18 protein-coding genes are annotated in these 22,780 nt (G+C 50.6%); 13 read left to right on the top strand and 5 right to left on the bottom strand.

Annotated features, from left to right (window positions below; all coding sequences use genetic code 11):
- The 5 genes from Q0612_RS01445 to Q0612_RS01425 are packed head-to-tail and all read left to right on the top strand — an operon-like array spanning position 1 to position 7,539.
- On the top strand, positions 1 to 3,084 hold the full coding sequence (locus tag Q0612_RS01445) for an efflux RND transporter permease subunit (protein ID WP_298879818.1): 3,084 nt from the start codon (positions 1 to 3) through the stop codon (positions 3,082 to 3,084).
- Positions 3,085 to 3,086: 2 nt separating this feature from the next.
- On the top strand, positions 3,087 to 4,022 hold the full coding sequence (gene rnhC / locus Q0612_RS01440) for a ribonuclease HIII (RefSeq protein ID WP_298879815.1): 936 nt from the start codon (positions 3,087 to 3,089) through the stop codon (positions 4,020 to 4,022).
- 5 nt (positions 4,023 to 4,027) lie between these two features.
- Complete coding sequence (locus Q0612_RS01435) at positions 4,028 to 4,876, top strand: ChbG/HpnK family deacetylase (RefSeq protein ID WP_298879812.1); 849 nt, start codon at positions 4,028 to 4,030, stop codon at positions 4,874 to 4,876.
- Positions 4,877 to 4,917: 41 nt separating this feature from the next.
- Positions 4,918 to 5,937, top strand: coding sequence for a lysylphosphatidylglycerol synthase transmembrane domain-containing protein (locus Q0612_RS01430; RefSeq protein WP_293830484.1), 1,020 nt, complete (start codon positions 4,918 to 4,920; stop codon positions 5,935 to 5,937).
- A gap of 42 nt (positions 5,938 to 5,979) precedes the next feature.
- Complete coding sequence (locus Q0612_RS01425; protein ID WP_298879801.1) at positions 5,980 to 7,539, top strand: glycosyltransferase family 39 protein; 1,560 nt, start codon at positions 5,980 to 5,982, stop codon at positions 7,537 to 7,539.
- A gap of 244 nt (positions 7,540 to 7,783) precedes the next feature.
- Here Q0612_RS01425 and ilvD read toward each other — a convergent pair whose 3' ends face one another.
- Positions 7,784 to 9,460, bottom strand: coding sequence for a dihydroxy-acid dehydratase (ilvD, locus tag Q0612_RS01420; RefSeq protein ID WP_210684125.1), 1,677 nt, complete (start codon positions 9,458 to 9,460; stop codon positions 7,784 to 7,786).
- 388 nt (positions 9,461 to 9,848) lie between these two features.
- Between ilvD and Q0612_RS01415 the strand changes: the two genes are divergently transcribed.
- The gene (locus tag Q0612_RS01415) at positions 9,849 to 10,793 is read left to right on the top strand and encodes a nitronate monooxygenase (protein ID WP_293721909.1); all 945 of its coding nucleotides are present in this window, start codon (positions 9,849 to 9,851) and stop codon (positions 10,791 to 10,793) included.
- A gap of 118 nt (positions 10,794 to 10,911) precedes the next feature.
- On the opposite strand, the gene Q0612_RS01410 is transcribed toward Q0612_RS01415, so the two are convergent.
- The gene (locus Q0612_RS01410) at positions 10,912 to 12,321 is read right to left on the bottom strand and encodes a PLP-dependent aminotransferase family protein (protein ID WP_298879789.1); all 1,410 of its coding nucleotides are present in this window, start codon (positions 12,319 to 12,321) and stop codon (positions 10,912 to 10,914) included.
- A 149-nt stretch (positions 12,322 to 12,470) separates the two neighbouring features.
- Here Q0612_RS01410 and Q0612_RS01405 point away from each other — a divergent pair, with 149 nt between their 5' ends.
- Entirely contained in the window at positions 12,471 to 13,958 is a 1,488-nt protein-coding gene (locus tag Q0612_RS01405) for an aldehyde dehydrogenase family protein (RefSeq protein WP_298879786.1), read from the top strand.
- A gap of 85 nt (positions 13,959 to 14,043) precedes the next feature.
- Here Q0612_RS01405 and Q0612_RS01400 read toward each other — a convergent pair whose 3' ends face one another.
- The 3 genes from Q0612_RS01400 to Q0612_RS01390 all read right to left on the bottom strand — a co-directional run bounded on the left by Q0612_RS01400 (position 14,044) and on the right by Q0612_RS01390 (position 16,069).
- Entirely contained in the window at positions 14,044 to 14,796 is a 753-nt protein-coding gene (locus Q0612_RS01400; RefSeq protein ID WP_298879783.1) for a pentapeptide repeat-containing protein, read from the bottom strand.
- The gene (locus tag Q0612_RS01395) at positions 14,789 to 15,508 is read right to left on the bottom strand and encodes an HAD family hydrolase (protein ID WP_298879780.1); all 720 of its coding nucleotides are present in this window, start codon (positions 15,506 to 15,508) and stop codon (positions 14,789 to 14,791) included. The genes Q0612_RS01400 and Q0612_RS01395 overlap by 8 nt, the downstream gene beginning before the upstream one ends.
- A gap of 78 nt (positions 15,509 to 15,586) precedes the next feature.
- A complete protein-coding gene (locus Q0612_RS01390) occupies positions 15,587 to 16,069 on the bottom strand; it encodes an S-adenosylmethionine decarboxylase family protein (RefSeq protein ID WP_298879777.1) in 483 nt (160 codons plus the stop codon).
- Positions 16,070 to 16,279: 210 nt separating this feature from the next.
- Between Q0612_RS01390 and Q0612_RS01385 the strand changes: the two genes are divergently transcribed.
- The 6 genes from Q0612_RS01385 (at position 16,280) to Q0612_RS01360 (ending at position 22,780) form a co-directional block, all read left to right on the top strand.
- Positions 16,280 to 18,445: an ATP-dependent RecD-like DNA helicase gene (locus tag Q0612_RS01385; RefSeq protein ID WP_298879774.1), complete on the top strand. Its 2,166-nt coding sequence runs from the start codon at positions 16,280 to 16,282 to the stop codon at positions 18,443 to 18,445.
- A complete protein-coding gene (locus Q0612_RS01380) occupies positions 18,445 to 19,170 on the top strand; it encodes a ComF family protein (RefSeq protein ID WP_298879773.1) in 726 nt (241 codons plus the stop codon). The genes Q0612_RS01385 and Q0612_RS01380 overlap by 1 nt, the downstream gene beginning before the upstream one ends.
- A 10-nt stretch (positions 19,171 to 19,180) precedes the next feature.
- Positions 19,181 to 20,278, top strand: a complete 1,098-nt coding sequence (locus Q0612_RS01375) for an SLC13 family permease (protein ID WP_298879772.1) — start codon at positions 19,181 to 19,183, stop codon at positions 20,276 to 20,278.
- Positions 20,279 to 20,422: 144 nt separating this feature from the next.
- Positions 20,423 to 20,962, top strand: coding sequence for a hypothetical protein (locus Q0612_RS01370; protein ID WP_298879770.1), 540 nt, complete (start codon positions 20,423 to 20,425; stop codon positions 20,960 to 20,962).
- A 12-nt stretch (positions 20,963 to 20,974) separates the two neighbouring features.
- Positions 20,975 to 21,562: a biotin transporter BioY gene (locus Q0612_RS01365; RefSeq protein ID WP_021720003.1), complete on the top strand. Its 588-nt coding sequence runs from the start codon at positions 20,975 to 20,977 to the stop codon at positions 21,560 to 21,562.
- Between the two features lie 81 nt (positions 21,563 to 21,643).
- Positions 21,644 to 22,780 (top strand): thiolase family protein, encoded by a 1,137-nt coding sequence (locus tag Q0612_RS01360; protein ID WP_298879768.1) that lies wholly within the window; start codon positions 21,644 to 21,646, stop codon positions 22,778 to 22,780.

Genomic DNA, 22,780 nt, shown 5'->3' with positions numbered 1-22,780 from the left:
ATGATTGGAACATTTATCAAGCGGCCGGTCTTTACTACCATGTTTATTTTACTGTTGGTAGTGTTCGGTATCCGCTGCTATCCGGAAATCGGCGTTGATCTGAATCCTGATGTTGATTTGCCTATTGTCAGCGTGCGTGTTACCTACAGCGGTGCTTCGCCGCAGGAAATGGAAACGCTGGTTACCAAGCCGATTGAGAACCGCGTCAGCCAGGTTTCGGGTATCAAGACGTTGTCTTCCACTGTGCTTGAGGGCTACAGTGAAACGGTTCTGGAATTTAATATCGGTGTAGACCCGCAGGTGAAGGCCAGTGAGGTGCGCGAAAAGGTTGCCAGCGTGCGCAAGGCTTTGCCGGATGATATTGATGAGCCTGTAACGCAGACGGTAGACCTTAACTCCCGCGCTATCGTAGCCTATACCTTTGCTTCGCCTTCGCGCAGCCGTGGCGAAATCCGCCGCATTGTGGAGGATAATATCAAGGATGAGCTGCAGATGGTGGAGGGTGTTTCCGAGGTTACCGTTGTCGGTGCCAGCCAGCGTGCTATCCGCATTGTGCTGAAGCCGGAAAAGCTGGCGGAATATGGTATTGCCTATCAGACAGTGCGCAGTAAGCTGAACGCCAACAACTATAATACTCCCGGTGGCAAGGCAAAAAATGACGCTATGGAAATCACTGTGCGTACCTTGGGCAAGTATAACAATATCAATGATATTAAGCAGGTGGTAGTTGCTAATCATAACGGCCGTCCTGTTTATATCAGTGAAATTGCCGATGTGCTTGATTCCTGGGAGGATGAGGATACCTTTGCCAGCGCTAACGGCGTTCCCTGTGTTATGACCTTTGTGCGTAAGCAGTCCAAAACTAATACTGTTGATGTTACCGATAATGTCAATGCCAAGATGGAGGAGCTGAAGCACAGCAATTTGCCGCCCGATATCATCGTTGATAAGGTGCGCGACCAATCTAATTATATTCGCGATAATATTGCGGATGTCTGGAATGCGATTCTTTTCGGCGGTTTTCTGGCGCTTTTGATAACATATCTTTTCCTGCGCAATTTCCGTGCGACTATTATCGGAGGCCTGTGTATTCCTACGTCGATTATCGCCACCTTCTTTATGATGAAGGTTATGGGCTTTACACTGAATAATATGTCGCTGATGGCTTTGAGCCTGGCAGTCGGCATTTTGATTGACGATGCGATTGTAGTAATTGAAAATATTTTCCGCCATATCGAGATGGGGCAGACGCCGTTTGTGGCAGCCAGGGAAGCGACAGAGGAGCTGACGCTGGCAATTTTGGCGACGTCCCTGAGCTTGATGGCTGTATTTGTGCCTATCGGCAATATGGGTGAAACCATCGGCCAGTTCTTCAAGCAGTTCGGTCTGACGGTTGCTTTTGCGGTAGCGTTCTCGACTATTGTAGCCTTTTCGCTCACGCCAATGGTTTCGGCGTATTGGATTAAGGCAGAAACCGAGGAGCAGAGCAGCAAGGAGCGCACGCATTTTGTGCAGAGGGCGCTCGATAAATTCGAAGCAGGCTTCCAGTCCGTGCGTGAAATGTATGACAGCTTAATGGCCTGGGCTTTAGAAAGACCTAAGAAGGTTGTTGCCGTAGGTATCATTTCGCTGTTGCTGAATTTGCTGCTGCTGCCTTTTGTGGGCACGGAATTCCAGCCTACCTATGATTCGGGTGAATTCAGCGTCAATGTTAAAGCGCCCATTGGCACCAGTCTGCAGAAAACTGTAGAGCTGGCCAAGCCGTTGCAGCAGGAGATTTCGCAGCTGCCGGAAGTCAAAATCGTGGCACTCAATGTCGGCAACGGCCGTAATCCTGTTAACCAGGGCTCGCTTGATATCCGCCTGAAGCCAAGCAATGAGCGTAAACGCAGCATGCAGCAGATTATGGATGATTTGCGCGGACGCTTTCAAAATGTTGAAGGCCTGAAGGTTACCGTTGTATCCAACCAGGGCGGCGGCCGTGGTGACAGCCGTCCGGTGCAGATCGGTCTGCGCGGCAGCAACATCAAGGAGCTGAAAAATTACGCTCAGCAGCTGGCAGATATGATACGCCGGACTGAGGGGGCGACCGATGTAGATATATCCGATTCGGAAGAGCAGCCGGAAATCGTAGTCAAATTGGACCACGCCAAGGCCAGCGAATTCGGTCTTGATGCTACGGAGGTTGGCAAGGTTATCGAAATGGCTATTATGGGCAAAAGCACCAGTAACAGCTATACCATCGGTGACAATGACTATGATATTATTTTGCAGCTGGAGCAAAGTCAGCGCACTAATATCAATGATGTTATGAACCTGCGCATTTCTTCCTCCGCAGGTCAGTTTATCCGTCTGGGTGATATCGCAGATGTGCGTTACGGCAGCGGTCCTACACGCATTGAGCGTGAGGATAAGCAGCGTCAGATCGTTGTTTATGCCAACACAGTAGGTATTTCGCCCGGTGATTTAATCAGCAAGGTGCGCAATGAATATATTCCTGAGCTGAATTTGCCGCCGGGATATAACTATAAGATGATTGGTCAGGCCGATAACATGGCACGCTCCTTTAAAGAGGTTTATAAGGCCGTTATTCTGGCCATAGTTGTAGTATACATGGTGCTGGCGGCGCAGTTCGAAAGCTTTTCGCAGCCGCTGATTATCATGGTATCACTGCCATTTGCGATTATCGGCGCTATTTTGGGCCTTTTGGTCGCAGGACAGACGGCGAATATGATGAGCATGATTGGCTTTACGATGCTTTTGGGCCTGGTTACCAAAAATGCAATTTTGCTGATTGACTATGCCAACCAGGAGCGTGAAAAGGGCATGTCTATCCGCGAAGCAGTGCTTCTGGCCTGCTCACTGCGTCTGCGTCCTATTCTGATGACAACATTGTCTACGATACTCGGTATGCTGCCGATTGCTCTGGGCATCGGCGAGGGTGCGGAGCTGCGTCAGTCTATGGGCGTGGTGCTGATAGGCGGCTTAACAACCTCCACCTTGCTGACGCTGGTGGTTGTTCCGTTGATTTATCTGCTCTTTGAGGAGTGGAAGGCGAAAAACTATGTGCAAAGAGGAGAATAGGCGTGAAACAGTTGACACCTAAGGCCTTTGCCGATTACTTGGCAGAGGCTGCAGAAAAAATCCGTCAGGATGGTTTCAGTATTGTTAAGGATAAGCCGATTAATTATGGCCAGCAGATTGCAGTGCAGTTTTGTGAGGCCAAGGCATCTGTGAATATATATAACGGCAAAAAGGGACTGACGCATGTTTATAACGGCGACAGTGCTTTAAAGCAAAGATTACTGCTGCTGCTTGAAGGAGTGCAGAATGCGTCTGAGGGGCTGCAGCCTGCGGATGCGGGAGCAATGGTAACTAACGGTCTGTGGGCAGGCAGTGATGAATCCGGTAAGGGTGATTTCTTCGGCAGCCTGGTTGTGGCGGCCACGGTAGTGGACAACACCACTGCAGCGAAGCTGCAGGCTGCAGGCGTTAAGGATTGCAAGCTGCTGACTGATAAAAAGATTTTGGAGCTGGAGGACGTTATCAAGTCTACGGTTGTAGATTTCAGCGTACTGGAGCTGAAGCCAAAGATTTATAATCTGCGCTATGAGCAGGTGGCTGCCGCCGGCGGCAAGCTCAACCAGCTTTTAGGCTACGGACATGTGGCGGCGCTAAGTCAGGTGCTGGAGAGGCAAAAGGATTGTCACAGCGCTTTAATTGACCAGTTCACCCAGTCTACGGTAAACTTAAAGGCTTTGCAGCAGCGTTTTCCAGGCTGCAGTGTGCGTCAGCAGCCTAAGGCAGAAAGCAATCTGGCGGTTGCCGCTGCTTCGGTGCTGGCCCGCGCCCGCTTCTTGCGGACGATGGACGAGCTGGCGCAGCAGGCCGGCGTAGGCGAGCTGCCGAAGGGCGGCGGCGAGCAGGCAACGGCCTGCGCCCGCCGCTTAGCAGAAAAATACGGCAAGGATGCTTTGCGTGAATATGTAAAGCTGCACTTTGCCAATTACAAAAGAGTGTAGAGATTATGAAAAAACTAATTGTTAATGCAGATGATTTCGGTCTGCATCCTTTGATTAACGCAGGTATTATCAAGGGCTATAAGGAGGGCTTTATTACCAGCACCTCGCTGATGCCCAGTGCTCCCTGCTGGCAGGAGGCGGTGAAGCTGGCGCAGGAAAATCCTCAGCTCGGTATAGGCGTGCATCTGACGCTTGTCGGCAACGTGGCGCCGGTGCTGCCTGCAGGCAAGGTCAGCAGCCTTTTGGATGAGCAGGGACTGTTTTTGCCGGATTACGTTGCCTTTGCCAAACGCTTTTACAGCGGCAGCGTTAAGCGCAGTGAGCTGGAAGCGGAGCTGCGCGCGCAAATCGAAAGGGCGCTGGAAGCAAAAATAAACATTACGCATATCGACAGTCATCAGCATACCCATGTACTGCCGGGAATTAATGCACTTGTATTAAAGCTCTGTAATGAGTATAATATTATAAGGGTACGTATACCTAAGGAGGCCTATACCTTTACCGGAGGCTTTCATACAGGTATCGGCAGAATGATCGGACGCAGCGGGCTCAGCTTTTGTGCTCAGCTGGCGGCGCAACGCGCCGACAGCCTTGGCTTAAAGCATCCGCAGCATTTCTTCGGCATGCTGGCTGGAGGTCATCTGAATGCGGAGCTGGTAGGCAATATCCTGCATCAGCTTCCGGATGGCGTAAGCGAGCTGATGACTCATCCCGGTCTTGATTCTGCTGCCTTGGGCAAAATATTTCCCTGGCAATATCATTGGCAGGAGGAAATGCAGGCGTACCTTGACAGCGGCAATAAAAAGCTGCTGCAGCAGGAGCAGATTCAGCCTGTAAACTTCACGGCCTGCTAAAGCTCTTGTACTAAAAAATAAGCTCATTTGGAGTCTGCTAGATGAATAAAAAATTATTGTTCCGCCTAGGTCTGCTTTTTGGCTTTGTACTGTTGATTTCGGCGGCGGTTATTTATTTTACATTTGATATACGGACCTTGGAATACCTGACGATGTTTGAGCCTCGCTGTATTCTGCTGGCTTTGTCATGCCTTGCGATAGGCTTGATTTTTGATGGTCTGCGTCTGATTACCCTGGCTTCGGTGACAGACGAGAAGCTGACCTTTCATCAGATTGTGAATGTAGTTCTGAGCAACTACTTTTTGGCGCTGGTAACGCCTGGTGCCAGCGGTGGCGCTATCGCTCAGGTTATGTTTATGCGTAAGGCCGGGGTGCCTGTCGCCAAATCTACGGTAGTAGTTTTGGTGCGCACCGTCATGTCCATAATCTTTCTTATCCTGCTGGTGCCGGTGGTTTTGCACAGTGATGAGGATATAGTAAAATGGATGCCTGCGTCGGTACTGACGATTCTTTCGGTACTGTTTATATCACTGCCGATAATCGTAATTTCCTTGCTGCAAACACGTTATCCTGAGAAGGCGATTATGTGGTTTACCCGCAAGCTTTCATTTACTACGCAGCGCAACTGCTTTATCTGGTATAACGAATTTAAAAATGCCGTTGTAGTTATGGGTAAGCATCCGAAAATGGTTTTCCGTGCGTTTATTGAATCCGGCATGAGCCTGCTCTTTATTTATGCAACTGTGCCTGCGTATTTCACCGGTCTGAATATTGATTTTGATTTGCAGCAGGTAATGGGACGCATGGTGCTGCTGAATTTAATACTGTATTTTTCGCCGACTCCCGGTGGCAGTGGTGTAGCGGAGGCAGGCTTCTTGGTGCTGTTTTCCAATATCCTGCCTAACGGTGTGGAAGGCATTATGGCTGTTCTCTGGCGCTTTACGGCAGAATATCTGCCCTTTATGCTGGGAGCGGTAGTAACCATCAGAGCTTTTGGCAGCGATGTGCTGAATATGGCATCGCTCAAGAGTAAAACTACCGAAGGCAAGAAAAATGAGTAGCTATAAGATAAATTTTGAAATTATTTTGAGGGATGGAAACTGATGAATCAGATTGAAAAAAATAGCCTGCTGATTGTAGCAGGCACTGCGTTATTTATGATTATGTTCGGTATCGGCAGCGTTCCGCTGCTGGATCCGGATGAACCCGTATATGCGGAAACAGCAAGAGAAATGCTGGCTGCCGGTGACTTTTTGTCACCGAGAATTTTTGGTAATTTTTGGTATGATAAGCCGCCAATGTACTATTGGCTGGTTGCTTTTGCGCAATTTATTTTTGGTGATGGTGAGTTTGCGGCCCGTTTTCCTGCGGCGTTGATGGCCTGCGGGACCTCTGTGATGATGTATGTAGGCATTACCGGACTGTTTAATGAACGTGCAGGCTTTTGGTCTGCGATGATTCTTACAAGCTGTTTAGAATTTTTCTATATGGGCAAGGCGGCGGTGACAGACACAACGCTGCTCTTTTTTATGACAGGAGCACTGCTGAGCTTTATCCATAAGCGTTATTGGCTGATGTATGTGTGCATGGCGCTGGCTACCGTTACTAAAGGTCCTATCGGTATCGTCTTCCCGGGAGCGATAATTTTTCTGTATCTGGTGGTTATGGGCCAGCTGCGCGAGATTTTGCGCATGCATGTTATCCGTGGTCTGCTGCTGTATTTTCTCATCGCATCACCCTGGTATTACGCTATGTATACTGTGCATGGCATGGAATTTATCAATACCTTCCTGGGCTTTCATAATATAACGCGCTTTACGACGGCAGAGCATGCTAACCGCGTTACCTTCTGGTATTATTTTCCTGTAATAATCTTAGGCTTGTTCCCCTGGACCGGTATGCTGTGGCAGGCTGTGAAGGCATCGGTCAGCGAAAGCCGTATAGATGATATGCGTAAGCTGCTGTTCTTCCACGTTTGGTGGATTTTCGTGCTGCTTTTCTTTACAATCTGCAAAACGAAGCTCGTATCCTATATTCTGCCGTTGTTCCCTGCTATGGCGGTAATAATCGGCTGGAACATAGCGAGAATGCAAAGCAGACTGCGCCATAATACAACCTTTTACGGTTGGGCGGCAGGCAGCGGTATAATGTTTGTCCTGCTTGGCGTGGGCTGGATTATCGGTGCGCAGTATCTGCCGGAGGCTGATTTCAGCCTGGTGATGCTGGGCGTGCTGACACTGCTTTTGGGTGCAGCGGCAGTTTTCGCTCTGCTGTATTATCGCGATATCGAGCTGGCATCCTGGCTGCATGTGATGATTGGCGCGGTGACGATGTGCGTGGCCTTTGCTTTTGTTCTGCCGGTAATTGCCGACCGCTTCAGTGTAAAAACTATGAGCAGTGTGTATAAGGAGCAATGTGAACAGCAGACGCCTGTTTATGTCGATAAGTTCCTGCGTCCGGGCTTTATGTATTATGCAGGCAAGCCAGGTATCGAAATGATTCCGCAGACAGGTGCTTTGACAGATGCTTTGCGTGACGGCAGCAAAAAATATCTGCTGGTACGCGGTTTGGAATACCGTCGCGTGCAGAAGGCAGGCCCGTTGCCGAATAATGTGCGTACAGTAAAGGAAATCAGCGATATCTATCTGTTGGAGCAAAATTGAGTATTAATAATCAACCGTTGAGAGGCTGGGACAAAACTCAGCCTTTAACAGAAAAAACAGTGGAGGGTTACCATCAGGTAAATTCCCACTGTTTTTTAGTGTAAAAAAATTCTTAAACTCTAGCAATTCTATAATTTGTGAGGTTGGTTTTATCTTAGCCTTTTTTCTTATACAAAAACTCCCCATCCGTCTTACCTTGCGGTAAGAAAGATGGGGAGTTGCTTTTTCAGCTTATATAATTCTTTTAGTCCTGACCGGGAACCTTCAGTACAGCGCCGGTAGCAGCAGAGGTAACCAAAGCAGCATAGCGTGCCAGGTAACCGCTCTTAACCTTCGGCGGCGGGCAAACCCAGTTCTTACGGCGTTCAGCCAGCTCTTCGTCGCTCAGCTTAACGTTCAGGGTACGGTTCGGAATATCAATTTCAATGATATCGCCGTTTTCAATCAGTGCGATATTACCGCCCTCGCGTGCTTCCGGAGAAATGTGACCGATGCAGGCACCGCGGGTAGCACCGCTGAAACGTCCGTCGGTAAGTAGAGCAACGTCTTTGTCGTGGCCCATGCCTGCCAGTACAGAGGTCGGATTCAGCATCTCGCGCATGCCAGGGCCGCCCTTCGGGCCTTCGTAGCGGATAACGACAACGTCACCGGAAACAACCTTTTGTGCGCAAATTGCAGCAATAGCTTCGTCCTCGGAATTATAAACCTTAGCCGGACCGCTGAAGACCTTCATGGAAGGATCAACCGCACTTTCCTTGACAACGCTGCATTCCGGAGCGATATTGCCTTTCAGAACAGCGATACCGCCGGTTTTGTTGTACGGATTTTCTACGCTGTGAATAACTTCAGGACGCAGGATTTCCGCATTTTTGATAATCTGGCCGACAGTTTTGCCGCTGACAGTCTGGCAGGATTTTTTAATCAGTTTCAGACGGTCAAGCTCGTGCATTACAGCAGGAATGCCGCCGGCTTCGTTCAAATCAACGATGTGGTGGCTGCCACCAGGGCTCATCTTAGTGAGGTACGGAGTTTTCTTGGAGATTTTATCGAACAGCTCCAGCGGCAGGTCGATGCCTGCTTCGTGAGCGATAGCCGGCAGATGCAGCGCAGTGTTGGAGCTGCCGCCGATGGCCATATCAACAGTAATAGCATTTTTGAAGGCATTGAGCGTCATAATGTCGCGAGGCAGAACATTTTCCTCCAGCAGACGCATAACAGCCATGCCTGCATGCTTAGCCAAAGCAATACGCTTGCCGTTATAAGCAGCGGGGATAGTGCCGTTGCCAGGCAGGCCCATGCCAAGAACCTCAGTCAGGCAGTTCATGGTATTTGCAGTGAACAGACCGGAGCAGCTGCCGCAGCCCGGGCATGCACAATGCTCGATTTCTCTGAGCTCTGCTTTATCAATCTGACCGGACTCAAAACGGCCGGCAGCTTCAAATACAGTAGATACGCTGATATCTCTGCCCTGATAACGACCAGGCAGCATCGGACCGCCGCTGACAACAACGGTCGGTATGTTCAGACGAGCTGCTGCCATCAGCATGCCGGGAACAATTTTATCACAGTTCGGAATCAGGATTAAGCCGTCAAACGCATGGCCGTTAGCAACAGCTTCGATGCTGTCCGCAACCAGCTCACGGCTTGCCAGCGGGTATTTCATACCGTCATGGCCCATGGCGATGCCATCGCAGATGCCGATAGCCGGGAACTCAATCGGAGTACCGCCAGCTTCCAGCACGCCGTATTTGGCTGCCTTAGCGATGGTATCCAGATGCATATGCCCCGGAATGATTTCGTTAGCGGCACAGCAGATGCCGATTAACGGTTTCTTTAATTCTTCTTCAGTATAACCCATTGCATAGAACAGAGAGCGATGGGCTGCGCGGGTTGAACCTTTTTTTACTTGTGTACTGCGCATGTTTCTTTGACCTCTTTCCCTTAAGTAAATAGTACTACCGTACTGGCTGCTGATAAAGCACCGTATACTTCATCAGGTTTCCTCGACGTACAGAATGTACGCCATCGTCAACCTTCTTCGTCTCCGGTACTTTCTGAGCAGCCTGCGTGGTTTTAAATAAAAAAACAACAGTCCCGAAGCCTTTCGGGATACTCATAAAATTTTACAATTTTTATAGCCTGATGTCAAATTTTATGGACAAAAAACTACAATTAAGTGTAAGTTTGCATCTTAAAACTGCATCTTAGTTACATTCTTTACAAACTTGGTAAAGTTTAAAAATAATTCACGATTACTGCGTGGAGAATAGTATATAATAGGCGTGTAAAATTGTTGCGAGGTGATTATTATGAAAACTAAATTAACTGAGCTCTTAGGTATAAAATATCCTGTTATCCAGGGTGGTATGGCGTGGACGAGTGACGCTGTGCTGGCTGCAGCAGTTTCCAACGCCGGTGGTGCCGGTATCATCGGTAGCGGCGGCCGTACTGTGGAATGGACACGTGACGAGGTGCGCAAGGCAAAATCTCTGACCGACAAGCCCTTCGGCGTTAACGTTATGCTGATGGCTCCTAACATTGCGGAAATCATTGCTATGCTGTGCGAGGAAAAGGTAGCCTTTGTTACCTTGGGTGCAGGCAACCCGGTACCGCATATTCCTGCTTTTCATGCTGCAGGCATCAAGGTTATTCCGGTAGTGCCTAATGTTAAGCTGGCAAAGCGCATTGAAGCTGCAGGCGCTGACGCTATGGTTATTGAAGGCATGGAGGCCGGTGGTCACATCGGCAAGCAGACTACTATGGCGCTGATGGAAAACGTACTGCCGCAGATTAAATCTGTTCCGGTGCTTGTTGCCGGCGGTATCAGCGACGGCCGTGCTCTGGCTGCAGCTTTGCTGATGGGTGCCGCAGGTGTGCAGATGGGCAGCCGTTTCCTGCTGACTGAGGAATGCCCGGCAAATCCTGTTGCTAAGGAAGCCATTGTCAAGGCAACCGATACTGACAGCGTAGCAACAGGCTATAGCCGTAATCTTGGTGTACGCTGCCTTTCCAATGCCTTTACCGATGCTTATACCGCGCGTGAAATTGCCGGTGCTCCCAAAGAGGAGCTGATGGCGATGGGTACAGGCACCAACCGCAGAGGTCTTGTGGAAGGTGATGTTACCAACGGTACCGTTATGTGCGGTCAGAGCCTGAACGTGCTGAATGATATCCTGCCCTGCAAGGATGTTATGGAGCGTATCATTGCTGAAGCCAAAGAGGCTATTGCCAACGTACAGAAAATCGAGCTGTAAAAATTAAAGCAAAAAGCATGCATTGCTTGCTGTGTACCAATAATACTGGATGTCCGGTTGAGATACAAAGTAAAGCGGTGCATGCTTTTTTGTTATCTTGCATCTGGTCTGTATTTATTCAGCTTATCTGGTTGCATTCGGGGAACAGGCTGCTTAATCGTTCTATTACCGCGGCAATTTTATCTGCCTCGATGGCAGCGTAATTGATCACGAGTGTACAGCCGTTATTTTCTTCGGTATTATGACTGTAATCGGAATAGAAGGAAAGGCACATATCTGCTGCCAGTGCTGCCTTGCGCACTTCTGCTTCCGTCAGTTTGGTGTTAATATGCAGTACAAAATGCGTGCCGGCGTTGCGTTCGGTTATCTGCGAAACAGCGGCCAGTGGCGAGGCGTGGATGGCAGCCAGAATTTTGTGGCGCTGCTCGCGGTAGTAGTTTTTCATTTTGTTGATATGACGTTCAAAATAGCCTTCGGAAATAAAGCGTGCCAGCGTGTACTGCTCAAAACTGGATACGGTGCAGCTGTAAAAGCTCATGGTCTGTTCGTAGCGCTCCAAAAGACGCGGCGGCAGCACCATGTAGCTGATGCGCAGTGAGGGCACCAGGCTTTTGGAGAAGGTGTTCATATAGATGACACGGCTTTGCGTATCCTGCGCGTACAGCGGCAGGATGAAGCGCCCTGTGTAACGGAATTCACTGTCGTAATCATCTTCAATGATATAGCGCTTGCGGATGCGGTTAACCCATTCGAACAGCTCCAGCCTGCGTGTTACGGGCATGACGATGCCGGTGGGGAAGTGGTTGGCAGGGGAAAGATGTACTACATCGGCACCGCTTTCCTCCAGCTTGTCGATCATCAGGCCATTGTCATCAATGGGGATGTACTTCCAGGGATTGCCGAAGCTGGCGGAGATGGAGGCAAATTTTTTGTAGCCTGGCTCTTCAATCGCGAAGGTGCAGGCGTGGCCGAACATCTGCAGCAGGCGGCCGTAAAGGTATTCCGTACCGGCGCCGATGATAATCTGCGATGGGTCAACCTGAATAGCACGGTTGTGTGCCAGATAGTCGGCAATAGCCTTGCGCAGCTCGTAGACGCCTTTGTAGGGAACGGTTTTGAGCAGCTCTTCGTTGTGTACGGAAAGCGTTTCTCGCATCAGGCGTGTCCAGGTCGCCAGCGGAAAGTTTTGCAGGCTGATGCGGTTGGCCTTGAAGTCGGCAAAGTATTCACGCTCCGCTGCCTCCGGCAGCATTGCTGCTGCAGCCTTGCGGCGCACGCGGTAGCTGCTGACATCTTCTACGAAGTAACCTTTCTTTTCGCGCGAGGTGATGTAGCCTTCTACCGCCAGCTGGGCGTAGGCGTTGACCACGGTGATGATGCCCACGCTCAGATGTTGTGCCAGTGTGCGCTTGGAGGGCAATCGTTCGCCTGCCTGCAGCCTGCCGCTGATGATGTCCTGACGGATGCATTGGTATAAGTAATCATAGAGCGGTGTGCTGCCGCGTTTATCTAAATCATATGTTAACATGAGTGATATTTCTCCTTGGTTCTAAAATATTTTTGCTTTTTGATTCTTTTAATAGAACCATTTTGATTATACAATAGTGACATCACAAAAACAAGTCCCATCACAATGGCGTGAAGGGCAAGAGCCAAATGAGGAGGTTTATCATTATTATGGAAAAAGTAAAATTACAAGCACAATATGGTTTATATATTAACGGACAGTGGCGCGACGCATCCGATGGCGCAACCTATAATGCAGAAAGTCCCGCAGACGGCAGCCATCTGGCAGTATGTGCCCAAGGCACTCGCGAGGATGTAGAAGCAGCCTCCGCAGCAGCCTGGGAAGCCTTCAAAACCTGGAAAAAGACTACTCCGGCACAGCGTGCCGCTCTGCTGAATAAAATTGCTGATATTATTGATGCTAACAAAGAGCATCTGGCAATGGTAGAAAGCATGGATAACGGCAAGCCGATTCGTGAAACTATGAACGTAGATATTCCGATGGCAGCGGAGCATTTCCGTTATTTTGCCGGTTGCATTTTAGCAGAGGAAGGTCAGGCTTCCGTACTTAACGAGCAGTTCCTGTCTATCATCCTGCGTGAGCCTATCGGTGTAGTAGGCCAGATTATTCCGTGGAACTTCCCGTTCCTGATGGCAGCGTGGAAGCTGGCACCGGTGCTGGCAGCAGGCGATTGCACCGTACTGAAGCCTTCTAAGGAAGCAAGCCTTTCCATTCTGGAATTTGCCCGTCTGATTGACGGCGTACTGCCTGCAGGCGTATTCAATGTTATTACCGGTGCCGGCAGCAAAACCGGTCAATATATGCTGGAGCATAAGGGCTTTGCCAAGCTGGCTTTCACCGGTAGCACCGAGGTTGGCCGCAACGTAGGCTTGGCTGCGGCAGAACGCATTATCCCGGCAACATTGGAGCTGGGCGGCAAGAGTGCCAACATTTATTTTGATGACTGCGATTTTGAGCAGGCCATCGACGGCGCTCAATTAGGTATTCTCTTTAACCAGGGTCAGGTATGCTGCGCCGGCAGCCGTATCTTCGTGCAGGATACTATTTATGATAAATTCGTACCGGCCTTAGTAAAAGCCTTCAACAAGGTTAAGGTGGGCCTGCCGTGGCATGATGATACTCAGATGGGTTCCCAAATCAACGAAACCCAAATCAAGAAAATCTTGAGCTATGTGGAAATTGCTAAGCAGGAGGGCGCTACTATTGCCTGCGGCGGTGAACGCTTTACCGAGGGCGAGCTGGCCAAGGGTGCCTTCATGAAACCTACGCTGATTACCAATGTAACCAATGATATGCGTGTGGCACAGGAGGAAATCTTCGGACCTGTTGCCGTTGTTATCAAATTCCACGATGAGGACGAGGTTGTGGCTATGGCCAATGACAGCGAATACGGGCTCGGCGGCGCTGTTTGGACTAAGGATATCAACAAGGCTATCCGTGTAGCACGCAACGTGGAAACCGGTCGTATGTGGGTGAACACCTACAATCAGATTCCGGAGCATTCTCCCTTCGGCGGCTACAAAACCTCCGGCATCGGCCGTGAAACTCACAAGATGATTTTGAACCACTATACACAAGTGAAAAATATTATGATTAATCTCAGTTATGCTCCTTCTGGGTTTTATCCTCAGGACTGACGATTAATAAACAGGATTATTCCTGATCAGTTGCGCAAAAAAAGCTCCGGCAGTTGCCGGAGCTTTTTTGCTGAGTGGGTTATATTTATTTATCCAATTTTGCATTATCCAAAAATGCTGTGCCGAATTGCGTATAGTTCATGTCCGCACCGCGCAGGTCAGCGTATTCCAAAAATGCTTTATCCAGCAGCGCCTTGTCCAGCTTGCTGTTGTTCAAATTGCTGTGGCCCAGCTTGCTGCTGCGCAGGTCTGCTTCCGTCAGGTCGCTTCGCTCCAGATGGGCACTGTACAGGTTAGCGCCATGAAAAATTGCGTTTTTCAGGCTGGCACGGCGCAGCCAGCTGTAGGGCAGGTTGGCAAAACTGAAGTCGGCATAGTCAGCCTGTACGCCGTCCATAGAAGCCTCCTGCGCTTTTACCTGCTGCAGTTTAGCGTTCAGTAGATGTGCGCCACGCAGCTGGCAGCGGTTAAGATATGCTCCCTGCAGGCTGGCGTTGGTAAAATCGCTGCCGGACGCATTGGCATAGCGGAAGTTGGCATATGCCAGATTGGCACCGCGCAGGCTGGCGTTGGGCAGCAGTGCGCTTTGGAAGCAGGCATCCTGCAGCTTGGCTTTGTCCAGCTTGGTAGAGTCAAGGCGTGCTTCCGTAAAATCGGTGTTGGTAAAATCGCGGCCGGATAAATCCATTCCCGATAAATCTGCACCGGAAAGGTCGCCACCGGGGCAGCTTGCTCCGTTCAGTACCGCATGCAAATCACTGTTGCTGTAGGCAAAAGCTGTGCTGCTGATGCCGATAGCCAGAAGCGTAAGCAAAGTCTTGAAAATATTATTACGCATTTTGGCCTCCTGTATAGCTTGCTGCTTCATCAAACAAAAGCTCCAGCTGCTTGGGATCATCCGGCAGACAGTCGATAATCTTCCAAGGCTTAACCTCGGCAAAATCCTCAGGCTTATAGCCTGAGCCTTCCAAAATAATCAGGCAGGGTGCGCCGATAGCGTTGGCGCAGCGCACGTCGTTAGGTGTATCGCCAATGAAAATCAGCTCGTTGGGCTTGGCCTGCTCGTTTTGCATATACAGGCGGTGGAAGGCAACCTTAGCCAGCATTTCGCGGTTTTCGCTGATTTCACCGAATACGCTATGTTCATGGTTAAAATATTTATCTAGACAGAAATGCTGCAGCTTGAGATGGGTGCCGGTGCTGGTGTTGCCGGTGAGCAGGCAGTTGCAGTAACGGCTATCAGGCTGGCAGAAGTATTGCAGCGTTTTCTCCACGTTTTTCAAAACACGGCCCTTGTGCAGCGGCAGCTGCTTGGGCAACTCCATATGGTAGCGGATAAGCAGGCCTGCTGCTTCCGCGCTGTTGCAGCGCCCGCGCAGACGGGTAACAACGCTTTTGATGATGTCCGAGTCAGTGCGTCCTGCCAGGGACTTGTTGAAATCGAAGGCATCCAAAAAATAATAATCCTTGATAACCTTAATCATGGCATCCTTGCCGGCACCACCGGACAGAATGAGGGTGCCGTCTACATCCCACATTAAATACTTCATGTGAAAAATCTCCTTTGGTTTAAGAAAAAACAGGGGCTGCTCATACAACCCCTGGAAAAGTTTATCTTATAGTCCCGTTTAGATGCCACGGGGCTTGAGCATCATTTTTTTCAGTTGAGCGCCGACGTTTTTGGTAACGTTCTGAGTACGGCGGATGAATTTGATATTTGAGCGGTGGTTAGGCTTCATATCGTATTTGCTGCCGAAATCACCGCGGTCCAGCAGGGTGATTTTAGCCTTGTCGCAATCAAAGGCGCTGCGCAGATAGCGTGCCATGCCCGCAGGGTCGGCATCGTCATAGCAGCTGAAAATATCCGCTGCAATAAAACCGAGCTTAGGATATACATGCAGAGTTACATGGCCTTGCTTGCAAAGTGCGGAGATGGAATATTCGCTTTGGCCTTCTTCCTGACAAACAAGCAGCTCGCGGCTGTTCATTCGGTATTCATCGCAGCCTTCCTGCAACAGAAGCTTTGCCTTTTCGGTGTCGTTAACTTCGTTTACGCCGCAGTTATACATATCTATGGCTATTAATTTTCCTGTAAATTTCTTAGGTTGCATGTGTAAAACTCCTCATGTTTATAATTACAATAATACAAAGCCGGTTCTGGCGCAGGGCGCTGATTTGCCGGAAACAATATATAGTGCATATCTTATTCAATTATAGCGAAAATTATAATACTTGTAAAGTCAAATTGCTATCCTAATTGAGAAAACTATGTTATAATAATAGCTATAGTTAAAACATTTGTTTTGTGTGGCGGTGAGAAAATGGAAAAGCTGGAAGCAATAGTTGATGATATAGTGTTTCAAAGCGATGACGGCATGTTCAGCGTGCTGCGTATGGAAAGCAAGGCGCAGGGACGCTTTACTGCTGTTTATCATGGCAATGCGCCGTATATGGGCGAAAATGTGGCTATGGAGGGCAGCTGGATTGAGCATGCGAGATTCGGCAGACAATTTGATATACAGTCACTGCAGGTTTTGCAGCCGACTTCGGTAGCAGGCATTGAACGCTTTCTGGCTTCCGGCGCGGTGAAGGGCGTCGGCCCGGTGACGGCGGCAAGAATTGTGGAGGCCTTCGGAACGGATACGCTGGAAATCATGGGCAGCTATCCCGAGCGCCTGGCACAGGTGCGCGGCATCAGCGCCAAAAAGGCTGCCGCTATCGGTGAATCCTACAGCCAGCTTTCCGGTCTGCGCGAGCTGATGGTGTTTTTGGAAGCGCACGGCGTGAGCAGCGGTTATGCAGCCCGCCTGCAGGCAACCTACGGCGCTACGGCGATTACCCGCATTAAGGAAAATCCCTATAGCTTGGCGGAGGATATTACCGGCATCGGCTTTAAAACTGCGGACCGCATTGCTATGGCTATGGGCATGGAGCATGACTGCGAGGCACGCTTGCGCGCAGGCATTGCTTATGCGCTGACGCAGGCCGCAGGCGTAGGACACACCTGCGTGCCGGAGGAGCTTTTGGTGCGTGAAACGGCAAGAGCATTGGCGGTAGACACTTCCATGGTGCAGGATGTTTTCAGCAGCCTGCTGGAGCAGGATTTACTGCGCACGGAGGAAATGGGCGGTATACGCCTGATATATCCGGAATATCTGTATACGGCGGAGGTGCAGACCGCACGCCGCCTGCTGAAGCTGCGCGACCAGGCGAAGCCGGTGACGCGCGTGAATGCGGATGAGGTTATTGCCAAATGGGAGCGTGATGCCGGTATTACTCTGGCAGAGGCGCAGCGTCAGGCAATTTATGCTTCGCTGGAGCATGGTGTCTTTGTGCTCACCGGCGGTCCCGGTACAGGTAAAACAACTGTTGTCAAAGGCATTCTGAATGTGTTGGAGCAGGCGGGCTGCCGCATTCTGCTGGCCGCGCCTACCGGACGCGCCGCACGCAGACTGGCGGATTCTGCCTGTCATCCTGCGGCAACGGTACATCGTCTGCTGGAATACCAGCCTACGGGTGACGGCCTGTGCTTCGGCAAGGATGACAGCGATCCTCTTGATGCGGAAGCGATTATTATCGATGAGGCTTCGATGCTCGATATTACTCTGACCTATCATCTGCTTAAGGCAATTCCCGGCGGCTGCCGTCTGATCTTCGTCGGTGACGTGGACCAGCTGCCGTCCGTTGGTGCAGGCTCGGTGCTCAAGGATATGATCCGTTCGGGCAGAATGCCTGTTGTACGTCTGGAAAATGTTTTCCGTCAGGCAGAGGTGAGTCCGATTGTCCGTAATGCCCATAAGATTAACCGTGGGCAGATGCCGGAGTTTCTTGCCGGTGCCGACAGCGAGTTTGCGCTGGAGGAGTTTGCCAACGAGCAGGATGCTGCAGAATTTGTAGCGCGTACCTATGCGCAGCTTACGTCCGGCGGTGACTGGCGCAGGGTGCAGGTGCTGACACCGATGCACAAGAATCCCTGCGGCGTGCAGAATCTGAATAAGCTGCTGCAGAAATATCTTAATCCGCCGTCTGCAAATAAGCTCGAGGTTAACATACCGGGTAATGTGTTGCGCGTGGGTGATAAGGTGATGCAGATTCGCAATAATTATGAAAAGGATGTTTTCAACGGCGACATCGGCCGTGTAATTAAAATAGACGGAAAAAATGTTACGGTAGCCTTTCCGGAGCGTCCGGAGGGAGATTACGTTACCTACGCTCAGGGTGAGGTGGAGGAGTTGCAGTTGGCCTACGCTATGAGCGTACATAAGTCGCAGGGCAGCGAATATCCCTACGTTATTTTGCTCATGGTGCAGAGCCATTACATCATGCTGCAGCGCAATCTGCTGTATACGGCTGTGACGAGAGCCAAAGAAAAAGTGCTGATTGTCGGCAGCAAAAACGCGGTGCGTACCGCTGTGGAAAACGACAAGACGAAAAGGCGTTACAGCCTGCTGGCTGAGCGTCTGCAGGAAAGCAGCGAGGTGTTCTGATGCATCGTTGGTTAAGAGATTTTGCTTATTACGGGCGTGTGGCGAAGGAGCTTATCTTTCCCCGTCGCTGCGCTGTGTGTGCGACTAATATTGATAACGGCTATGTCTGTGAGCAGTGCCGCAGGGAATATTTGCTGCAGCGTCAGCTGCCCTGCTGTCCGCGTGAGGAATATCTTGCGGGACAGGCAGCACCGTTGCCGACGGATGTTTTATACAGTGTGCTGCTGCTTTATAAATATGAGGGCGTTTTTAAGGATGCGCTGCATAAAATAAAATTTGACGGTGAGGCAGGCTGGCTGCCGTTGCTGCGTGAGGAAGCGGAGCTTGCTCTGCCCGCAGCCAAAATGCGCTGGTTGCAGCAGTTTGACCTTATTACCTGCGTACCGACTGCGCCTGAGCGACGCAGGCAGCGTGGCTTTGACGTGCCGCAGGAGCTGTTTGCGGGCCTCTTGGAGGGACGCAGCGTGGGCATGGAGGTTTTGCTGGAGCGGGTGCGCCATACGGAGCCCTTGTACGAGCTGAAGCCTGAAGAAAGAAAGCAGGAGCTGGCAGGCTGCTTTGCCCTGCTGCCGCATGCCAAGGTGCGCGGCAAGCATGTACTGCTTTGCGACGATATTTATACTACGGGCAGTACCTTTGCGGAAGCGGCACAGGTACTGCTGGACGCAGGGGCGGCACGCGTATCGGCGTTGGCGCTGTGCGCGGCGCAGGCTAACTGGGAGTGACTTTTTCTTGATGCAAAAAATAAAGAATTATTGGCGGCGTGAGCCTGTTTTGTGCATAGCGGTTATTTTGGCTGCTGTCAGCAGCCTTTACAGCAGGCCGCAGCTTGCCTATATAGATTTTGACGTGCTGGCGATACTGCTTTCACTGATGCTGGTGGTAGCGGAGCTGAAGGAGATACGCTTTCTGGACTGGCTGGCGGTGGAGCTGCTGAACAAATGCCGCAGCAAGCGTCAGCTGGAGCTGGTGCTGTTGGCAGTTACCTATATCAGCTCGATGTTTGTGACGAATGACGTGGCTTTGCTGACCTTTGTGCCGTTGGCGCTGGTTATCGGCAAAACCTTAAAAATGGATATGGAGCGGATTATTATCCTGCAGACGCTGGCTGCTAACCTTGGCAGTATGCTGACGCCGCCCGGTAATCCGCAGAATTTGTTTTTATACGCGCATTATGCTTATACCGCCGGCAGCTTTTTCGCCGTAATGGCTGTGCCGGGAATAATTTCGTTGGCGTATCTGCTGCTGCTCTTATTCCATGGCAAGGACAGCGTGCTGAAGCTGGAGCTGCCTAAGCTGCAGCAGCCTCCCAAGGGAATATTGCTGCTCTTTTTGGGACTGCTTTTATTAAACATCGGCGCTGTGCTGCATTGGTTCGACAAGCTGTGGGCCTTGCTGCTGACAGCAGGTGTAGTGGCCTTGTGCGACAGGCGACGGCTGCTGGCGGTAGATTACAGTCTGCTCGTGACCTTTGCCGGTTTCTTTGTATTCATCGGCAACATCAGCCACAGTCCTGCGGTAAGCTATTTGCAGCAGTCGCTGATGGGCAGTGCGGCAGGAACATATTTAACCGGACTGCTGGCCAGCCAGTTCCTCAGCAATGTGCCGGCGGCCATGCTGCTGGCAGGCTTGACCAAGGAAGCAGACGCGCTGCTTTTAGGCGTTAACATCGGCGGTCTGGGGACGATGATTGCTTCGATGGCGAGCGTTATTTCCTACAAATTATATGCTGCAGAGCATCCTTCTCAGGCAGGGAAGTATGTACGAACTTTTTTGTACTACAATTTTCTGGGTCTGCTGCTGATAGGAGGAGCGGTTTACTTCCTTCTGTGAGCGGGGAAATGCTTTGCGGCATTTCTTTTAGCGTAATGGTAAACCAATAGTATGTAATAAGTTGACTATTTACATCACTTGCATTATAATAAAGCACGTGAAGCAGATAACGATAAGCTGCTTAGATGAAAGGAAAATGCAAAAATGTTAGAGCTTGCACATAAGCTGGCGGACAGTGATGCCAAATTCTTCGGCGGCTGGGTGCTGGCAGGAGCAGAAGCACATATTCATCAGCCGGCAGAGGCTATGGCGAATCAGGTGCTGCTGGCGAAGGAACGCAAATCAATCATCCGCGTAGCGGGAACTGCGGCAGACGGCAGTTTGGCTAAGGAGCTGCGGGTATTTTTGGTACTGCCTAAGCATAAATTAGGCACGAAGCCGCTGGAGCCCGAGGCAATTAAAGGCGATTTGCTGACAGAGCACACCTTTACAACACAGGAAATAGCAGACTATGTTGCCTATACCGGTGACGAAAACGTCATCCATAAGGGTGAACATCCCATCGTGCCGGGGCTGTGCATGGCTGCCTGGCTGCAGAAGGAGCTGGCGCTGACAGAGCTGGACTGGCGCATCAGCTTCCTTGCTCCTGTTTACGCAGGCGACGAGCTGTGTATCTACAGGACAGAAGGTCAGCTTGCTGCTTATGTGGGAGCAATAAATGTTTTTGTGATTAAAGAATTATAGTAAGGCTGGTGTATGGAAATGACAACTTCTGGTACAGAAATCAATAAGAATCATAGAGGAGCAAGCGTCAACAAGACTGCGGAAATGACGAGAATGGCGCTGATGGTAGCAATGAACTGCGTATCCGCTTATATCATTATTCCGCTGCCTTTTTCGCTTTCTCCGATTGCATTGCAGACTTTGATTGTAAATCTTACAGGCTATGTGCTGAACGCTAAGCAGGCCTTTATGACCATGCTGGTTTATCTTTTGGTAGGTTTGGCAGGCGTGCCGGTATTTACTGGTGGCAGTGCGGGACCGGGCAAGCTGTTTGGTCCTACCGGCGGTTACATCATCGGCTTTTTGTTTACCGCTGTGTTCTTGGCATATTTCAGAGGCGAAAAATACAGCTTCAAGCGTTACGCTTTGCTTGGCTGCGTTATCGGTATTCCGCTGATTTATGTGTTTGGCGTTGTTCAGCTGAAGCTGATTACAGGTATGGGCTGGGATAAGGCAATTATGACCGGCGCATTGCCCTTCATTCCGCTGGATATTGTTAAATGCTTGGCTGCTGCCGTAATTGCCTATCCAATTAACCGTATTTTTGCCAACAACAGATAAATAAGGTATAATTTAAGAGCTGTCAGCTATTTGCCGCGAGGCAGGTGGCAGGCAGCTTTTTTCGGATATAGAGGTGTTAAGATGGAAAATGCATATATTTTAGGTGGCCTGCGCAGCTACGTAGGCGTAGTCAACGGTATGTATCGTCATATCCCGGCGGAGGTGCTGGGGGCGGAGGTGCTTAAGCAGGTGATGGAAAAATATCAGCTGAGCGCGCCCGATTATATTATTGCCGGCAACGGCGTAGGTGCTGGCGGCAATATTGCGCGCCTGATGGCTTTGACGGCAGGCGTAGATATTTCGGTGCCGGCCTTTACGGTAGATGTGCAATGCGGCAGCGGCCTGGAAAGCATTGCTATTGCTGCAGCCAAAATTAATAGCGGCGAGGCTGATGTAATTATTGCCGGCGGCTTTGAAAGCAGCTCTACGCAGCCAAGACGCGGCTATAATCCCAATCACCCGGATTATGCAGGCGACGACTGGTACAGCGTAGCCAAGTTTATGCCGGGCGTTCATCGCGAAACGGTAATGCTGGAGGGTGCGGAGCTTGCTGCCAAGCGCGAAGGCATTACTAAAGAAGAAATGGACAGTTGGGTATTGCGCAGCCATGCGCTCGCGACGCAGGCGCGCGAGCAGGGGCTGCTGCAGAATATTATTGCTCCGGTTTGCGGTGCCGTTAAGGACGAAGGCATCAGACCGCGTATGAGCCAGCGTCTGCTCGACAGGATGCCTAAGGTGCTGGAGGGCGGCGAATTTATTACGGCGGCCAATTCCTGCCTCATTAACGATGGTGCGGCCTTTGTGGTGCTGTGCTCGCAAAAATATCTGCAGGAGCACGGCTTAAAGGCGCAGGCCAGAGTGCTGGGCAGCGCAGCCTGCGGCGGCAATCCCTTGGTGAGTCCGCGTACTGCAGTTACCGCACTGCAAAAGCTGTTGGCTAAGCATGGACTGCATGAGCAGGATATCGCAGACTTTGAGCTGAACGAAGCCTTCGCTGTAATTGATGTGCTGTTTGCCCGCAGCTTTCCACACAGCACTGATAAATATAATGTGTTCGGCGGGGCGCTGGCCTACGGTCATCCCTATGGTGCCAGCGGCGGCATAATTACACTGCATCTGCTGGAGGCACTGAAGCAGAAGGGCGGACGCTACGGCGCCGCCAGCGTAGCAGCAGCAGGCGGCGTAGGTACGGCGCTGCTGCTGGAAAGAGTGGAGTGA

The organism is uncultured Phascolarctobacterium sp. (genome assembly GCF_937920985.1).
In the GTDB taxonomy this organism is placed as follows: domain Bacteria; phylum Bacillota; class Negativicutes; order Acidaminococcales; family Acidaminococcaceae; genus Phascolarctobacterium_A.
The sequence above is the reverse complement of the archived record's forward strand: the minus strand, read 5'-3'. Positions and strand labels throughout refer to the sequence as shown.